This is a genomic window from Arthrobacter sp. AFG7.2 (genome assembly GCF_002892835.1).
GTDB lineage: Bacteria > Actinomycetota > Actinomycetes > Actinomycetales > Micrococcaceae > Arthrobacter.
The window spans coordinates 103721-119909 of the sequence record NZ_PJMB01000003.1; the positions used below are offsets into that span (position 1 = coordinate 103721).

General features: G+C 65.3%; 16 protein-coding genes. 10 read left to right on the forward strand and 6 right to left on the reverse strand.

Features of this window, described 5'->3' with window-relative positions:
- Positions 1–60: 60 nt before the first annotated feature.
- On the forward strand, positions 61–804 hold the full coding sequence (locus tag CXX84_RS06985) for an alpha/beta fold hydrolase (RefSeq protein WP_102975984.1): 744 nt from the start codon (positions 61–63) through the stop codon (positions 802–804).
- Positions 805–978: 174 nt separating this feature from the next.
- On the forward strand, positions 979–2619 hold the full coding sequence (locus tag CXX84_RS06990; RefSeq protein ID WP_102975985.1) for an arabinogalactan endo-beta-1,4-galactanase: 1641 nt from the start codon (positions 979–981) through the stop codon (positions 2617–2619).
- 61 nt (positions 2620–2680) lie between these two features.
- Here CXX84_RS06990 and CXX84_RS06995 read toward each other — a convergent pair whose 3' ends face one another.
- From CXX84_RS06995 to CXX84_RS07005, 3 genes are all read right to left on the reverse strand, one after another.
- Positions 2681–4036, reverse strand: a complete 1356-nt coding sequence (locus CXX84_RS06995) for an MFS transporter (RefSeq protein WP_102976244.1) — start codon at positions 4034–4036, stop codon at positions 2681–2683.
- A gap of 211 nt (positions 4037–4247) precedes the next feature.
- The gene (locus CXX84_RS07000) at positions 4248–4460 is read right to left on the reverse strand and encodes a hypothetical protein (protein WP_102975986.1); all 213 of its coding nucleotides are present in this window, start codon (positions 4458–4460) and stop codon (positions 4248–4250) included.
- 3 nt (positions 4461–4463) lie between these two features.
- Positions 4464–6524 carry a beta-galactosidase gene (locus tag CXX84_RS07005; RefSeq protein WP_102975987.1) on the reverse strand — a complete coding sequence of 687 codons (2061 nt, stop codon included), beginning with the start codon at positions 6522–6524 and terminating at the stop codon, positions 4464–4466.
- Positions 6525–6730: 206 nt separating this feature from the next.
- Between CXX84_RS07005 and CXX84_RS07010 the strand changes: the two genes are divergently transcribed.
- The 4 genes from CXX84_RS07010 to CXX84_RS07025 all read left to right on the forward strand — a co-directional run bounded on the left by CXX84_RS07010 (position 6731) and on the right by CXX84_RS07025 (position 11105).
- Positions 6731–8053 carry an ABC transporter substrate-binding protein gene (locus tag CXX84_RS07010; protein WP_102975988.1) on the forward strand — a complete coding sequence of 441 codons (1323 nt, stop codon included), beginning with the start codon at positions 6731–6733 and terminating at the stop codon, positions 8051–8053.
- 144 nt (positions 8054–8197) lie between these two features.
- Positions 8198–9163, forward strand: a complete 966-nt coding sequence (locus CXX84_RS07015) for a carbohydrate ABC transporter permease (RefSeq protein WP_102975989.1) — start codon at positions 8198–8200, stop codon at positions 9161–9163.
- A 2-nt stretch (positions 9164–9165) separates the two neighbouring features.
- Positions 9166–10068, forward strand: coding sequence for a carbohydrate ABC transporter permease (locus CXX84_RS07020; protein ID WP_102975990.1), 903 nt, complete (start codon positions 9166–9168; stop codon positions 10066–10068).
- Between the two features lie 20 nt (positions 10069–10088).
- Complete coding sequence (locus CXX84_RS07025; protein WP_102975991.1) at positions 10089–11105, forward strand: LacI family DNA-binding transcriptional regulator; 1017 nt, start codon at positions 10089–10091, stop codon at positions 11103–11105.
- An 18-nt stretch (positions 11106–11123) separates the two neighbouring features.
- Here the strand turns inward: CXX84_RS07025 and CXX84_RS07030 are convergent, their stop codons facing one another.
- The 3 genes from CXX84_RS07030 to CXX84_RS07040 form a co-directional block, all read right to left on the reverse strand.
- Positions 11124–11918 (reverse strand): oxygenase MpaB family protein, encoded by a 795-nt coding sequence (locus CXX84_RS07030; RefSeq protein ID WP_102975992.1) that lies wholly within the window; start codon positions 11916–11918, stop codon positions 11124–11126.
- A gap of 78 nt (positions 11919–11996) precedes the next feature.
- Positions 11997–13529 (reverse strand): DUF6297 family protein, encoded by a 1533-nt coding sequence (locus CXX84_RS07035; RefSeq protein WP_102976245.1) that lies wholly within the window; start codon positions 13527–13529, stop codon positions 11997–11999.
- A gap of 16 nt (positions 13530–13545) precedes the next feature.
- Complete coding sequence (locus CXX84_RS07040; RefSeq protein ID WP_102975993.1) at positions 13546–14223, reverse strand: ABC transporter ATP-binding protein; 678 nt, start codon at positions 14221–14223, stop codon at positions 13546–13548.
- 81 nt (positions 14224–14304) lie between these two features.
- On the opposite strand from CXX84_RS07040, the gene CXX84_RS07045 reads away from it, so the two are divergent.
- The 4 genes from CXX84_RS07045 to CXX84_RS07060 all read left to right on the forward strand — a co-directional run bounded on the left by CXX84_RS07045 (position 14305) and on the right by CXX84_RS07060 (position 16138).
- The gene (locus CXX84_RS07045; RefSeq protein WP_223253008.1) at positions 14305–14817 is read left to right on the forward strand and encodes a hypothetical protein; all 513 of its coding nucleotides are present in this window, start codon (positions 14305–14307) and stop codon (positions 14815–14817) included.
- Positions 14818–14820: 3 nt separating this feature from the next.
- On the forward strand, positions 14821–15015 hold the full coding sequence (locus CXX84_RS07050) for a helix-turn-helix transcriptional regulator (RefSeq protein WP_102975995.1): 195 nt from the start codon (positions 14821–14823) through the stop codon (positions 15013–15015).
- Positions 15016–15157: 142 nt separating this feature from the next.
- Positions 15158–15562 (forward strand): Hpt domain-containing protein, encoded by a 405-nt coding sequence (locus tag CXX84_RS07055; RefSeq protein ID WP_102975996.1) that lies wholly within the window; start codon positions 15158–15160, stop codon positions 15560–15562.
- 243 nt (positions 15563–15805) lie between these two features.
- Positions 15806–16138 (forward strand): hypothetical protein, encoded by a 333-nt coding sequence (locus CXX84_RS07060; protein WP_102975997.1) that lies wholly within the window; start codon positions 15806–15808, stop codon positions 16136–16138.
- Positions 16139–16189: the final 51 nt, after the last annotated feature.

Here is a 16189-nt window from a genome sequence, read left to right on the forward strand (position 1 = left end):
CCGAATGCCGGTGGCCTTGGGGGCCGCGGGTGGGCGCGGCACTTCTGGAAGACTGGTTGCATGAGTCCGGAGCCCAAGGGGGAACGTTCCACCCTCGTTTTTATTCACGGCGGCGGGGCAGGTCCCTGGATGTGGGGGCACCAGGTTGACTGTTTCTCCCCGGATTTTACTGTCCTCACTCCTGTCCTTCCCGGCCATGACACCCATGCCCGGAGCGTTTTCTCCACCCACCTGGAGGCAGCAGAAGACGTGGCCCGCCAGGTTGGGCGGGCGGAGCAGCCCCGGCCCGTCACTGTCATCGGCTTTTCTCTCGGCGGGCAGACAGCCGTTCAACTGGCAGCGTCCTACCCGAATCTTGTGGACCGTCTTGTGGTGGTGAGCTCCCTCCTGCAGCCGTGGCGTGGAGCTGGTGCCCTTGGCCTGGTGGCGGCCGGAGCCGCCCCGTTATCCAGGAACCGTCGCTTCGCCAAGGCACAGGCTGCCGAACTGTCCGTTCCCCCGGCACTCTTCGAGGACTACTACGCACTGTCACGGTCCATATCTGCCAGAACAGTCAGGAACCTGATCCGCGCAAACTTCTCGTTCACTGTTCCGGCCACGGTACGCGCTTCTTCCAGGCCGGTCCTCCTGATGGCCGGAGACCGGGAGGACGCACGGCTTCTGCGCGACATGGAGTCCGTCCACACGGAATTCCCGAACAGCACGCTGCACATCCACCACGGGGCCCGGCACGGCCTGCCCCTTGCCCGGCCCGCGCAGTTCAACGACTCCCTTCACCGGTGGCTCACCGCGACTGCGGAATAGCGCGAAACTACTGGGAGCGATTACAGCTCAGTCACCCAAAACTCCTCTAACTCAGTCGAATGAACCTCTCTGTGCAGGCGCTGCTGCTTGTGCTAGAACTGGGAGCGCACACGGTTCGTCGGGCTCGCCTTGGCTGCGGACCAGCTTCCACTTCATACCGTCATGGAGGACGACATGAAACAACACCACCCGAAGATCCACCGCGCAAGGAACCGGAACCGCCCATCGGCAGTGGTAGCGGCCTCGCTCCTCGCTGTCGTATCGCTGCCCGCAGGAGTCACCCCCGCCGTCGCGGAGACTCCCCGTACCCAAGGCGGTGCCGCCGTCGTCAACGGAGACTTTTCCCAGGGCCTGGCGGGATGGAAGGCCACGGGCGACCCGCTGTCCACCAACGTGGCAGAGTCCGGCAATCCGCAGCTGAGCCAGCGCCTTGTTGCCGACGGCACCGTGAACCTGCGCCAGAAAACCGGCACCCTCGCCGAGGGCTGGTGGACGGTGTCCGCACGGGTCAAGGCTGAGGGGACACTTGGTGCTTCCCGGATCGGGCTGAGGAACTGCGGTGTCGACGGCGGGACGGTCCTTCCGTCCACAGCGCAGGACGGCGCATGGCTTCAGATCTCCGCCGACGCTTACGTGACGAAGACCGGGTGCGAGATTGTCATCGAAACCCGCGGCAAGGCCGGCGACTGGGCAGTGGTGGATGACGTCACGCTGACGCCCGGATCTGTACAGCGCGCCATCCGCGGTGCCGACCTTTCCAACCTCGCCAAGAACGAGGACATGGGCGCGGCCTACTTCGACGCGAACGGCCGCCCCGTGGACGCCGTGCAGGCCTTCGCGGATGCCGGAGCCAACCTCGTAAGGCTCAAGGTGTGGGTCAACCCCGCCGACGGCTACAACACCACGGACGAAGTGGTGGCCACGGCCAAGCGCGCCAAGGCCGCCGGCATGAAGGTCCTCGTTGACTTCCACTACAGTGACCGCTGGACCGACCCCGGCGCCCAGGGCATGCCCGCGGCCTGGGTGGGCCTCAGCCCCCAGGCCGTGGCGGACGCCGTGTATGCGCACACCACTGAGGTGCTGACTGCATTGGAGAACGCCGGTGCGACGGCGGACTCGGTGCAGGTGGGCAACGAGATCAATCCGGGCATGCTGTGGCCCCTTGGCCAGACGTGGGACGTCAACCCCCAGGACGACGTCAAGGGAGCACAGTGGGACAACCTGGCATTGTTCCTCTCGGCCGGGGCGCGGGCCACCAAGGACGTCAACGCCCAGACGGATGTCATCCTGCATCTGACCAACATCAACAACGGAATCGGCGGACTGACCTGGTGGTACGACGAGGTCACCAAGAGGGGCGTGCAGTTCGACACGATCGGGCTGTCCTACTACGGCTACTGGCACGGGTCCATGGCTGACCTGCAGAACGCCATCACCACCCTGTCCGCCCGCTATGACCGAAACGTGATCGTGGTGGAAAACTCCTACCCGTTCACGCTCGCTGACAACGCGGTTGATCCGTGGGAGAACGTCATAGCCCGGGAAGGCCAGCTCATCCCCGGCTACCCGGCCACCCCCGAAGGACAGGCAGCCAACTTTCGTGCAGTCCAGGACGTCGTGGCTTCTGCACCCGGTGGACGTGGTCTCGGCGTTGTCTCCTGGGAGCCGGCGTGGACAGCGGTTCCGGGCAACGGGTGGGATCCCGCAGACCCCACCACCGGCAACGCATGGGAAAACCAGGCAATGTTCGGCTTTGACGGCCGTGCCCTTCCGGCACTGCAGGAATTCGCTCCGGATCCCGGCCTCAAACGCTGACCCCTGCACGCAAAAAGCCGCGTCTGCCCATTACGGCAGGCGCGGCTTTTGGCGTGGCTTGTCAGTGCTTCTGTACGTCGAGGTCCTCGAGCGATTTGCCCTTCGTGTCAGAGGACAGGAAGGTGGCAGCCGCTGCCACGAGGCAAATCCCGAAGGTGATGAGCCCGATGACCACCGGAACGTTTGCGGACCCGGGAGGAGCCACCGCCGTGAAGATGCTCGGGAAGAACGACGCGATCATGAGGCCGACGTTCTGCGACACTGCGAAGCCGGTGACACGGATCCGCGTGGGGAACTGCTCCTGGAAGAACGTGGCAAAAGTTGCGTTCCACATTTGGAAGAAGACGCCCTGGACAATCACGACACAGACAAAGACCAGGAACAGGCTTTTCTGGTCGATGGCCCACAGGTAGGCCCCCGACATCAGGCCGCCCCCAATTCCGCCGGCCACCATCAGCACCCGCCGCCCGATCCGGTCGGACAGGGCACCGAAGAACGGGATCGTCGCTACTGCGGCGAGGTTGGCCACAAGGGTTACCCAGAGGAACTGGCTGCTGGAGAAGCCAATACCGTAGCCCTCCTGGGTCGCATAGGAGACGCCGAAGATGAGGGTCGCCATGCCCACCACATTGGTGAACGTCATGATGACGCACAGGATCATGACGCGCGGGTGCGTGCGCAGCAGGTCAACAAGCGGGAACCGCCGCTTCACTGTGCCGGCTTCCGACTGCGCCAGGTAGGCCGGGGGCTCCTGGACCCGCCGCCGGATGATGTAGCCGGCAAGGATTACGAAGGCGCTGAGCAGGAAGGGAATGCGCCAGCCCCAGGCCTGGAACTGGTCTTCCGGGAGCAGTGCCGCCAGCGGCAGCAGGACGCCGGTGGCCAGGATGGATCCCACCTGCGTGCCTTGAAGGCTGAAGCTTGCGAAGAAGCCGCGCCGGGCGTCAGGTGAGTGCTCAACGATCATGGCGCTGGCGCCGCCCAGTTCGCCTGCCACCGCAAACCCCTGGATCAGGCGGAGGACCACCAGCAGGATGGGGGCGAGGATACCGACCTGTCCGTACGTGGGCAGGAGCCCGACGGCGAACGTCGCGAAGCCCATCAGCAGCATCGCCAGGACCAGGACGTTCTTGCGCCCGTGCCTGTCACCGTATGCGCCCAGGACAATGGCTCCGACGGGACGGGAAACGTAACCTACGGCATAGGTGGCCAACGAGGCGATGATCGCAACGGTGGGGTTCTCGGAGGGGAAGAAGAGAGCCGGAAAGATCAGCGTCGCCGCCAGGCCGTACAGCGCGAAGTCGTAGTACTCCAGCGCGCCGCCAATCCAGCCGCTCATGGCGGCCTTCCTGGGATCCCTGCCTTTGATGCCGGCGTTGAGGGCCGGCCGGCCGTTTCCGGTGGTGGTGATGCTCATGTCGCTGACATCCTTCTCGTCATTGGCAAGGAACCGGAAAGTCAATTCCGGATTGTCTGGTGGATCAGGGACGCTGGCACTCTTCCGGCTGCGCATATCCGTCGCGCCGCGTCTGTTTTTGAATCGTTTCATAACGAGTATAGGCAGTGCCGACCGTCACGTCAAAGCCTTCCCCCACCCACAGGCCATCGGCCCATGGGCGGGGGTGTGCTTAGCTGGTTAGTTCCCGGGTCAGGCCGAACGGCACCCGGTCACTGAGGGAAACGCGGAAGTGGCCCGGATTGAGGCGCGTGACCAGGATTCCGTGTGTCCGGGTGCGGGTTGCGATCACCTGAAGTTCCTGGACCGCGGAATTCAGCCGGTCCTCCATCTCGCCGGCGCTGGTGACCCTGACGTCGACGTATTCTTCTGTGGCTGTTGGCATGCCCTAAACCTCCGCCGTGCTGGAGTGGATGACGCGGACAGTCCCTGCCGGGACCATGGCCGTCCCGCTGACAGGTTCGCCGCTGAGGAGGTCGCGTCCGGCGGCCGGGTATTCGGCGTCGGAATCTGCGTGGTTGATCAGGAAGGTGAAGGTGTCCGGCCCGTTGTTCCGGGACGCAACTTCCAGCCCGGCCGGTGGCCGCGGCGCCGCCTCAATCCCGGCGCTTTCGACGGCGTCAAGCACCACGGCGGCGAGGTCCCCACCGTCGATCCTGGTGGAGACATACCAGGCGGATCCCTCACCGAAGTCATTGCGGGTGACGGCAGGCCGTGATGCCGCCGGTCCATCCACGTAATGGCTGATGACCGCTGCCGTACCGGGATGGATTTCCTCCGTCCAGACGCTGCCCGCGGCACCGCTGCTGAGGGCAACGGTCTCGTCCTCGCGGAGCGGCAGGAACTCATGGATTTCCAGGCCCAGCACCTCGCGCAGTGCTCCCGGCGAGGCACCGGCCGGAACCGTGTCATTGGCATCCACGACGCCGGAAAAGTAGGACACCAGCAGGTTGCCGCCATCCCGCACGTAGTTCTTGAGGTTGGCAGCAGCCTTGTCGCCCACCAGGTAGAGGGCCGGGGCGACTACCAGATCGTAGCCGGAAAGGTCCGCTTCCGGGTGTGCGAAGTCAGTGCTGATGCCGGCCTGCCAGAGGGCTGTGTAGTACGCCTCGATACGTTCACGGTGGTCAAGATCGCTGCTGGGCCGCCATTCCAGGTCCTGCGCCCAGAAGGACTCCACGTCCCAAAGGATGGCGACGCGGGACGTCACCGTGGACCCCTTGGCGGCGGCGAGCTTCTTCAGGTCATCGCCCAGGTCCAGCACTTCACGCCAGATCCGCGTGCCGGTACCGGCGTGCGGAAGCATGGCGGAGTGGAACTTCTCGGCACCGAACCTGGACGCCCGGAACTGGAAGAACATCACGGCGTCCGCGCCGCGGGCCAGGTGGGAGAGGCTGTTGCGGGCCAGCTCGCCAGGGCGCTTGGCGATGTTCCGGCCCTGCCAGTTCACTGCACCGGTTGAGTGTTCCATCAGCATCCAGGGCTTGTTCCCTGCCAGCGAGCGGGTGAGATCGGCGTCCATGGCGAGCAGGACGTGGTTGTCCGTCCGCTGGGCCACGAGGTAGTGGTCGTTGGCAACGATGTCCACCTCCTTGCTCCACTTCCAGTAGTCGGCCGCGAGGCAGTTGGTGGCCATGAAGTTGGTGGTGACGGGAATGTCCGGCGTGTACCGGCGGATCACGTCCCGCTCGTTGAGGTAGCACTCAAGCAGCGCGTCCGAGGTGAAGCGGCGGAAGTCCAGGCGCTGGGACTGGTTGCTCACGCTGGCGGAGAGCCTGGGCGCGTCGATTTCGTCCCATTCGCCATACTTCTGGCCCCAGAAGAGGGTGCCCCAGGCGCTGTTCAATTTTTCCAGCGTCCCGTAGCGGGCTCGGAGCCAGTCCCGGAACGCCGTCACGGAGCAGTCATCGTAGGAGTCGCTGACCGGTGCGCCGTATTCGTTGTGCACGTGCCACAGGACCAGCGCGGGGTGTGAGGCGTAGCGGCGGGCCAGCTGCTCCGTGATGTTGGCTGCGGCTCGGCGGTACTCGGGCGAGCTGGGGCTGGCCATGCCCCGTGAGCCGTTGCCCAGCGTGACGCCCTCCCGCGTGACCGGGCGGGCGTGCGGGTACTTTTTCCAGAACCATGCCGGAGGCGCGGCCGTGGGCGTGCCCAGATCCACGCTGATGCCGGCCTCGTGCAGGAGATCCATCAGGTGGTCCAGCCATTCGAAGTCATACTCGCCTTCGCGCGGCTCCAGCAGCACCCAGGAGAAGATGCCAATGCTGACCAGGTTGATGCCGGCTTCCTTCATCAACGCGATGTCCTCCACCCACACCTCGCGCGGCCACTGCTCAGGGTTGTAGTCCCCGCCATAGCAAAGGCCGGCCGGCCGCTGGACCCAGGGCGCAGGTGAGCGCTCCGGCGCTGCAGCGGTCTGCGGCACCGCGCGGTGAAGGACGTCTGTCATGGGGGATTCTCCTTAGTACTGTGTGCGGTCCCAGTTCTATCACAGCGATTAGGGCGTACACCATGAGTAATCCTCTATTGACATAGCTCACAGCATTATGAATTACTGGAACCGCTCACAGTCATGCGGCCTTGGTCCGGATGCGCGGTGATGATTCAGCAGACCAATTCAGCTTTTCGACATAGCTTTTCGACAAGGAGGACGAAATGCGCAAGACATTTCGTGCAGGCGCTGTGGCCATGCTCGCCGCGGCCGCGATGCTTACCGCAGGATGCTCCGGTACTTCGGGTACTGGTTCCAGCGGGTCAGCAGGTGATCCGGACCAGAAGGTGGAACTGACCTATTGGGCCTGGGCCCCCAACCTGGACAAGGTGGTGGAGGTCTGGAACGAGAAGAACCCCAACATCCATGTCACGGTCAACAAGCAGGACGGCGGCGATCCGGCCGTCACCAAGCTGCTGACCGCCGTCAAGGCCGGCAGCGGCGCCCCCGACCTGATCCAGGCCGAATACCAGAAGATCCCCACCATGGTGGCCGCCGACGCCCTGGCCGACCTGTCCGGGACCGAGGCCAATGAGACCGAGAGCCACTTCCCCGATGGCGTCTGGGACTCCGTGACGCTCGGCGGCGACGCCCTCTACGCTGTTCCCCAGGACACCGGCCCCATGGTGTTCTACTACCGCGCGGACATCTTCGAGAAGCTCGGGCTTTCCGTTCCCACCACCTGGGAAGAATACGCCCAGGCCGCGAAGGCAGTGCATGCCGCTGATCCCGAGGCTTACCTCGGCACCTTCTCCTCCAACGACGCCGGCTGGTTCACCGGCATGGCCCAGCAGGCAGGTGCCTCCTGGTGGGGTGTCGACGGCGACGCCTGGAGTGTGAACATCGCCGAAGATCCCACCCAAAAGGTTGCGGAGTACTGGGGCGGCCTGGTGGAAGAGGGCACCATCGACAACAAGCCGATGTACACGCCGGAATGGAACACTGCGCTGAACACCGGCAAGCAGGTGGGCTGGCTGAGCGCCGCCTGGGGCCCGGGCGTGCTCTCGGGCAACGCCGGCGCCACGGCCGGGCAGTGGAAGGTGGCACCCATGCCGCAGTGGGATGCCTCCAAGCCCTCCACCGGCAACTGGGGTGGTTCCTCCACCGCGGTAACCACCCAGTCCAAGAACGCCGACGCCGCAGCGAAATTCGCCACCTGGCTGAACACGGACCCCGAAGCAGTGAAGGCCCTGGTCAAGGAGACCGGCATCTACCCGGCCGACAATGAAGGCGCCAAGTCGGCCCTCACGGAGGCCCCGGAGTTCTTCGCCAACCAGCCCGACTTCTATGACGTGGTGGGTGACGCGGCACAGAACGTCGGTTCCTTCACCTACGGTCCCAATGTCAACGTTGCCTTCAACGCCTACAATGACGAGTTCGCCAAGGCAGCCCAGGCAAAGCAGAAGAGCGCCTTCGCCAGCGCCGTGGAATCCATGCAGCAGGTCACCGTTGATGACCTGAAGCAGAGCGGCTTCACCGTCAAGTAGCTCCCGGCACCAGCCCGGCAGTACAGACTCCGGTTCCGGGAGGGGCTCCCCTGAGGCACCCTCCCGGAACCGGCACCACCTTCGAATTCACCCAAGCTCGAATCCACACAGCTGGAATCCACACAAGGAAGTGCACCCGTGGCAATGACCGCGACCAAGCCCGGTCCGGCGGCAGATACCGCAGCCGGAACCCCCAGGCGGGCAAAGAACTTCAAATCCCGGGTGCTCATCCCCTATGCCATGCTGGCGCCGGGCATCATCCTTTTCCTCGTGTTCATGGCCGCACCCATTGTCTACACGCTGGTGCTGAGCTTCCAGAAGAAAAAGGTCAGCGGCCTGGGCCTCGGCAAGGGATCCCAGAGCCAGGTGTTCGCCGGCTTCGAAAACTACGTCAATGCCCTGACGGACCCGGAGTTCCTGGGCAGTGTGCTCCGCGTGCTGCTGTACGGCCTCATCCTGATTCCGCTGATGCTCGGTTTCGCCCTGCTGTTCGCACTCCTGCTGGACTCCCGGCGGACCAGGGCCGGCAGCTTCTCCCGCACCGCGATCTTCCTTCCCTACGCCGTGCCCGCGGTCATCAGCTCACTCCTCTGGGGCTTCCTGTACCTGCCCGGCGTCAGCCCTTTCCACTTCCTTGCCCGGCAGTTCGGCGTCGCGCTTCCCTCGCTGCTGGACCCGAACCTCGTGACCTTCGCCATCTGCAACATCGCCCTCTGGGGCGGCGTGGGCTTCAACATGATCGTGATGTACACGTCGCTGAAGGCCGTGCCCAGCGAGATCTACGAGGCAGCGAAGCTGGACGGCTGCTCTGAAATCCAGACAGCGTTGCGGATCAAGATCCCCATCATCGCCCCCTCGCTGGTGATGACAGCCCTGTTCTCAATGATTGCCACGCTGCAGGTCTTCGCCGAACCCACCACCCTGCGCCCCCTCGCCAACAGCCTGTCCACCAGCTGGTCACCGCTGATGCTGGTCTACCGCGACGCCTTCACGCGCAACGACGTCTACTCGGCTGCCGCCACCAGCATCGTGATCGCCGCCGCCACCTTCATCATTTCCTTCCTGTTCCTGCGCGTTGTGCAGAAGCGGGCCTTCGGACAGGAGAACTGACCGTGACCACCCTCGCCCCCGCCCGGACTGCCGCCGCAAAGTCCCCGCGCAGTTCAACCGGCGCAGTTTCCGCACATGAGAAGCCGAGCTACCTTTCCACCGGCATCCTGATCCTTGGCGCCCTGTACTGTCTCTTCCCCGTGATCTGGGTAGTGGCCGCGGCGAGCAAGGACGGCAATGAGCTGTTTTCCACCTTCACGCTGGCGCCCAGTACCCACCTGTGGGACAACATCGCGGCCCTCACCGAGTACCGTGACGGGCTGTTCTGGCGCTGGATGGCCAACACAGCCCTGTACGCCGGAGTGGGGGCGGTAATGTCCACCTGGGTTTCGGCGCTCTCCGGCTACGTCCTGGCGAAGTTCGATTTCCCCGGCAAGTCCGGGATCTTCAAGGTCCTGCTCATGGGCGTGCTTGTCCCGGGCGTCATCCTGGCCATCCCGCAGTACCTGATGCTCGCCCAGGCCGGCCTGACCAATACCTACTGGTCCGTGCTCCTGCCGCAGATTATCAGCCCCTACGGCATCTACCTCGCCCGGATTTACGCGGCCGCATCGGTCCCGGGAGACGTCATCGAAGCAGCCCGCACCGAAGGTGCCAAGGAACTGTACATCTTCAACCGGATTGCGGCCCCCATGATGCTGCCAGGCCTGGTGACCATCTTCCTCTTCCAGTTCGTGGCCATTTGGAACAACTTCATGCTGCCGTACATCATGCTCGGCGACGACCACCTGTTCCCGATCACCGTTGGCCTGAACGGGCTGCTCAACCAGGGCGCCTCAGCACCTGCCCTGTACACCCTGGTCCTGGCCGGCGCCCTGCTGTCGATCGTCCCCCTGGTCATCATGTTCCTGCTGCTGCAGCGCTACTGGCGGGTAGATCTCGCCGCCGGCGCTGTCAAGGCGTAGTCCTAGATAGGCTGTGAACCATGACTCAACCCACCTCCCGGCCGAGGCCCAAGATCGACGACGTGGCCAAAGAAGCCGGGGTATCACGCGGAACGGTCTCCAGGGTGCTGAACGGCGGTCACTGGGTCAGCCCGTCCGCCCTGGAAGCCGTGAACGCCGCCATCAAAAAAACGGGCTACCGGGTCAACCCGCATGCGCGGAACCTGGCCACCAACAGGGCGAATTCGGTAGCTTTCCTGCTGACCGAAACACATGACCGCCTGTTCGAGGACCCCAACTTTGCGGTCCTGCTGCGCGGAGCGGCAGACGCGCTGGCAGTCCACGACATCCCGCTGGTCCTTATCCTGGCGGGCACCGACGACGAGCAGCGCCGTGCCACTGAATTCTTGACCGGAGGCCACGTGGACGGCGTGCTGCTGGTCTCCTCCCATGCAACCCGCAAGGGCATCATCTCCAACATCATCTCCGCCGGCATTCCCGCAATCTCCTGTGGAATTCCGCTGGGGTTCGAAAAGAAGATGGGCTACGTGGCGGCGGATGACTATGAGGGAGCCCGCGACCTCCTGCGCTACCTGCGGGATTCCGGCCGCCAACGGATCGCCACCATCACCGGCCCCCAGGACACCTCCGGCGGCATCCGGCGGCTGGAGGCCTACCGCGACGACCAGGGCGAAGACCTCACTGAGGCGCTCATCGCCCACGGTGACTACAGCAGGGAAAGCGGAGCCAAGGGCATGAGGGAACTCCTCGGCAGGGCTCCTGACCTCGATGCTGTCTTCGCCGCCAACGACCTCATGGCCCTGGGCGCCCTGGACGTGCTGCACGAGGCGGGACGACGGACACCGGAAGACGTCGCCGTCGTCGGCTTCGATGACATCAGCGCCTCCTCCGCGGCAACGCCCGCACTGACAACTGTCCGCCAGCCCTTCGAGCGGATCAGCGAGGAAATGGTCCGCCTGCTCCTTGATGTCATCAACGGCAAACGGCCCGCCGCCATCACCATTCCCACGGAGCTGGTGGTCCGGGAGTCGGCCTGAACGCCCAGATCCGGCCGGCTACGCCTGGACCGGCTGGCGGGAGGATGTGTCCAACTCAGCGAGGCAGTAGTTCTTGAACCAGTGCCGGATGCCCTGCGGCAGTTTCGGGTAGGTCACAGCGAGGATTTTCATGGTGCGGTGGAACCGGCGCTCGTGGTGCACGCTCCACGGCAGGCCGAAGTCATTACGCAGCGGGCCGGGAAGGAGGCCGGCGGTGAGGAACCTGCCGAAGGGCATCATGGCGCGGTACCAGGGCGCAGCATGCTCGGGGTACAAAAGGCCCCGGCCGACGCGTACGGCGGCGTCACCCGCCCGCAGGTTGGCCATGCGTGCGTCATAGTAGCGGCTGAACGCGGCACGGTCCTTGGGCCACATATCCGCCGGAAGCTGCAGGGCTGTGCCCAGCCTCGCGTAGTCCCGGTACATGGCCTCGGCGGATTCGTCGTCGAGCGGCCCGTAGATTTTCTCGATGATGGTGAGCGCGGTGTCATAGAGCGTTGCGGTCACCCACAGCTGCAGCTCGGGATCGTAGGCGTTGTAGCCCGGAGTTTCTTCATCGGCACGGCGGCGGACGGGAACGTGGGCGCGGTTTACCCTGCGGCGGACCTCTTTGACCTGCTCCTCGGTCCCGTACGTGACGGCATACACGTAGGTCAGGGTGCCCTTGAGCCTGTTGATGGGACGGTCCGTAAAAGTGCTGTGCTCGGCAACGCCGCGGCCCACGCCGGGATCGGCAAGCTGCAGCAGGATGGCCCGTCCCGCTCCGGCAAGCAGGATGACCTCCGCGTTCAAGTCCGCAAGTTCTTGCGCCATCTCAACAGGGTACCTGAGGGCTAAAGGACGACGACGGAGGGCACCTCCCGCCGTCGTCCGCAGCACCGTGCCACCGCTTTAGGCGGGCCGGCCGCCAAACCTGACCTCGTAGAGGATCGATCCGGCGCTCAGAGCCAACTGCGCGGGTATCAGCAGCGGGTGCACAAAGCCCAGGTACAGTGCGAGCATTACCGGCATCATCGCCAGGATGGTCATGTCCGTGCCGCGCAGCAGTGCGGAAACCTGGTCCCGGGGCACCGGCCCGAACGGGGTTTCGACGGGCGGCCTGGTCCAGTCCGGGGCAGGCCGGGTTGCCGCCCGGAGGGTACCGGCAGCCATGCCGGCGCCAGCCAGCACTCCCAGGGGGACAAGCAGCGGACCGGCCGGCCCCAAGGCAGCGAGGCCAGCGGTCAGCACACCCATCCAGCAGCCCATCGCCAGGGTTGGCATCGCGAGCCGGCTTAGCCGCGCCTGCCAAGGCGGCAGGGGCACCAGGGCATCGAGCTCCGGAATCAGGGCTGTCCTCCGGATAACCGTTCCGGTCCCGGACGCCGTGGCACAGCCTGCAATGACCAGCACTGCTATCTGCACCAGGGCAGGCAGGGCGGGGTCGATCAGGACCACGCCACCACAGATGGCAAGGAACAGCAGCGGTCCGGCAACCGGCGGCCCAAGCCGGAAGAAGGCAACGATGTCGGCGCGGACAAGGGCGGTGAACGCTCCGCTGACCGGCCTGGCAAAGAACCGTGCACCCCGGCGGCGTTGCCGGGGGCTCCGCGGTGCCACCGCCAGCGCACGGTGAAGTTCATTGGCCTCGAGGAAGAACACCGAGGCATGGACGTGTCCCGAGACTGCGCCGCCGCGCACAAGCTCCGCCCGCGGAACCAAACCGGCACGGGGTGCAGCGTACGCGAGCGCAGCTGCAGCGCCCGCCAGCGCAAGGGCCAGCGGCCACCGCGCTCCGGCCAGGAACGGCAGGACCGCCCCCGGCACAAGGGCGGCCAGCATCAGCGCCGGGTACTGTGGCGGGTTCTGCGGTGTCAGCTGCAGGACGGCGGCTCCGGCGACGGCGGTGACGGCAACTGCCCCGAAGGTCACCGCCGCCATAAGGTGGGCCGCAGCATGCCGGTCCAGGGCGGTGAGGACGCTGAACGGCAGGTACGCGACGGCGGCGGCCAGCCCTGTTGCCAGGGTCCGGCGAAGGAAGGAGGGGAGCACCAGGGGGCGCCGGTCCAGCGGCAGCGGCAGCCACCAGGCGGCCTCCGCAGGTCCTGCTGTGACTGGTCCCAGTTTTCGCGCCACGATGGCAATTGCGGCCAGGCCCGCATAGGTGAGCAGGAACCATAGAGTGGCCGCGGGCAGCACGTGCCACCGGCTGTCCACCAGACTGCTGTGGACCATGCTGCCGGCGATCCCATCACGCAGCGCAAAAACAAAAGACACTGCGATCGCAGCTGCGCATCCCAGGGCCAGGGCAGCAGAGTAGAGATTGGCCAGCACGTCCGGGAAGCTGGAACGGGCCCGGTTGTAGCGGCGGGTGGCCTGCCGCGTAAAAGCCACAACTTCGCGGGCCAGGTCCGGGTCGCCGGCGGAGCCGGGGCTGGTTGCCACCGGGGGTGTTGTTGTCTCAGGATCCCGCAATGACCGCAGCTCCTTGCGTAGGGGTCACCAGTTCCACAGCGTCGCCTATCACCAGGCAGCCGGTTGCCGTCTGCACAAGGAGCCGGGGATCGTGCGTCACCAGGACAACGGCCGCGCCGCGTTCGGCATGGCCACGGATCCGCCGGCCCAGGGCGTCCCGCATCACAGGATCAAGCCGCTGCTCGGGCTCATCCAGGATCAGCAGTGACGAGGGCCGGATGAGCCCCGCCGCCAGGAGAAGGCGCCGCCGCTGCCCCGAGGACAGGGAGTCCGGCACAGCGTCCGCCCGGTCCAGGAGTCCGAAGAACTCCAGTTCGGCGTCGGCTGACTGCTCCGGCGAATGCACCCCGTGGCCCCGCGCCACAAGCAAAAGGTGCTCGCGCACGGTGAGGGCAGGGAAGAAGACATCCTCGTCGAAGACGGCCGCCACCTGCCGCCGGAACCCCACAGCGTCGGGCGTCACGGGAAGCCCGTGAATGAGTACGTCTCCAGCCAGCGGCAGCTGCCGGCCCGCCAGCGTCCGCACCACGGTGGACTTACCGGCGCCGTTGATGCCGACAACGGCCAGGACCTCCCCCGGTTCCACGGCAACGGTAACGCCGCCGCACACTGGCGCCCCGTCGTAGCCCACCTGCAGTTCCCTGGCCTCCAGCACTGCCCCCACACTCGCCATCCCATCACCCTAACCGGGCATCGGTCCTGGACAAGTTTACTTTACAGTAAAGCTTCCTTTACACTCGTTCCATTGATCGCCAACAACAACTGGGGGACTGACATGACGGAGAACAACGGACACACCAAGGGGAACCCGGCACGGACCAGCTGGGGGCGGGTACGGTTCGGCGCCCGCACAGTGCCTGCGATGGTGCCCGCCATTCCCGCTGGGGGCCTCCTCGCCGTCCTGGCGGCCGCGGCTGCCACGCTGGCGGGCTTTTCTCCGCAGCGGCCACTGCTGGGCGCCGGCGTGGTGGCAGCACTCATGATGCTGCCGCTCACTGCCCTCGCCTGGGCCTTCCTGGTGGACAGGGATTCCCTGAAGGGGGCAGCGGCCCGCCCCGAGGAGTCCGTAGAGTCACGGTGGTACGACGCGTCTGCGGCCGGGGCCTTCCATGACCTGCTGACCCTTGCGGGCCTGGGAACAGCAGTGCTCTTCCTGACGCCGCTGGACATCGACGGACCAGTCGCGCTGCTGGCCGTGCTTGTTGCCGGGATGCTGTCCATGGGAGTGCGGTACACAGTGAACCGGAGGCGGGGTTAGCGGATGGAAAATCTGCTTCCTGAACTGCGCAAGGAACATGGCTGGTCGCAGCAAAAACTGGCGGACGCACTGGGAGTCTCACGGCAAACCGTCATTTCCATCGAAAAGGGCCGCTTCGACCCTTCCCTCCCCCTGGCCTTCCGCCTTGCCTCGCTCTTCGGCTGCACCATCGAGGACATCTTCACGCCGGACGCCTAGCACGAGCACTGCCGCCCTAAAATCGAGTACCCACCACTCGTGCCCTCCACCTCCGGTCCCCGTAGCGTCCTACGAAAGCCCGCGGACAACACCGCGGGTATTCCGGCTGCGAGAGGGGTCATGGCTGCATGGAGGCACCGTCATGACGCAGCAGGACGGCTACGCCCCGCCCCTTTTGGACCCTGCAGTGCTGGAACGGTTGCGCGATGAACTGGATGACGACGACAGCGTCTGGAAAGTCTTCGTTGAGGCCTTCATCGCGCAAATGCCCCTACGGCTGCAAAGAGTGCGCCTTGCCTTGACCACCGGAGACCAGGCGGGTGCCATGGATGCCGTCCTGAGCCTCAAGACCTCCAGCCAGATGGTGGGGGCCGAAAGGCTGGCGGCCCTCGCTTCGGACCTCGAACAGGCACTGCGCGGGGACGCCAGGGCCGAGGACCCTGCAGTTGTCCTGCCGCAACTTGCGGCGGACCACCTGCGGCGCATCAAACAATGCGCCCAACGGACCATCTATGTCCTGCAGGACCACCTGCGGCAGGGGCAGTGAGCTGGAGGGTGGCACCCGGCGGAACCTCCCGCCGTCGTCCGCTTCTTTGTGATGGCTACCGCCGCCAGCGGGCTGCGCACGGCCACAACCTGGGACTTTCAGCCCTATAGGCGCCTGAGGGTTCTTTGCCACCCTTGGAGAGGCGCCGTCCGGGTCCTCAGGTTGCGAGGCCGGAACGCCTTTGCAGGCAAAACGTAGAAGTGCGGACCGGGCCATGATGCGTCCGGCCAGGAGATGAGAAACATGGCAACGATGGATGAGTACAAGGCAGTGCACGGCGGTAAAGAACCACCAAGCCGCATGCACGCGATGGCTGAGTTCGGTGACGGCGGGTGCAACGTGATCTTCAAGGACAAGGGTGGCGTCATCGGCCGCTGGAGTTCATGGGAGGCAGCGAGCCAGGCACTCAACCAACTCCAAAAGCTCGGTTTCGGGTATGACTACCGGTTGCAGGAATCCCACGAATGGGCAAAGGCGGCCGGGTACACCAGCACGTGCTCTTTCTGCAGCATCAGCCGCCACTTCCCGGCCCTTGCCGGCACAGACATCGACAGTCAGTGGCCTTATGCCTGCTGAACCCGGGCGCCGCTGATTACTGCACCCAGGGCCTAAAGACACCTGCGGAAG

Coding starts and splice junctions, on each gene's coding strand:
- CXX84_RS06990 (WP_102975985.1), top strand. CDS start 979: ATGAAACAACACCACCCGAAGATCCACCGCGCAAGGAACCGGAACCGC.
- CXX84_RS07050 (WP_102975995.1), top strand. CDS start 14,821: ATGGAAAATCTGCTTCCTGAACTGCGCAAGGAACATGGCTGGTCGCAG.
- CXX84_RS07025 (WP_102975991.1), top strand. CDS start 10,089: ATGACTCAACCCACCTCCCGGCCGAGGCCCAAGATCGACGACGTGGCC.
- CXX84_RS07055 (WP_102975996.1), top strand. CDS start 15,158: ATGACGCAGCAGGACGGCTACGCCCCGCCCCTTTTGGACCCTGCAGTG.
- CXX84_RS07060 (WP_102975997.1), top strand. CDS start 15,806: ATGGCAACGATGGATGAGTACAAGGCAGTGCACGGCGGTAAAGAACCA.
- CXX84_RS07015 (WP_102975989.1), top strand. CDS start 8,198: ATGACCGCGACCAAGCCCGGTCCGGCGGCAGATACCGCAGCCGGAACC.
- CXX84_RS06985 (WP_102975984.1), top strand. CDS start 61: ATGAGTCCGGAGCCCAAGGGGGAACGTTCCACCCTCGTTTTTATTCAC.
- CXX84_RS07010 (WP_102975988.1), top strand. CDS start 6,731: ATGCGCAAGACATTTCGTGCAGGCGCTGTGGCCATGCTCGCCGCGGCC.
- CXX84_RS07030 (WP_102975992.1), bottom strand. CDS start 11,918: ATGGCGCAAGAACTTGCGGACTTGAACGCGGAGGTCATCCTGCTTGCC.
- CXX84_RS07005 (WP_102975987.1), bottom strand. CDS start 6,524: ATGACAGACGTCCTTCACCGCGCGGTGCCGCAGACCGCTGCAGCGCCG.
- CXX84_RS06995 (WP_102976244.1), bottom strand. CDS start 4,036: ATGAGCATCACCACCACCGGAAACGGCCGGCCGGCCCTCAACGCCGGC.
- CXX84_RS07000 (WP_102975986.1), bottom strand. CDS start 4,460: ATGCCAACAGCCACAGAAGAATACGTCGACGTCAGGGTCACCAGCGCC.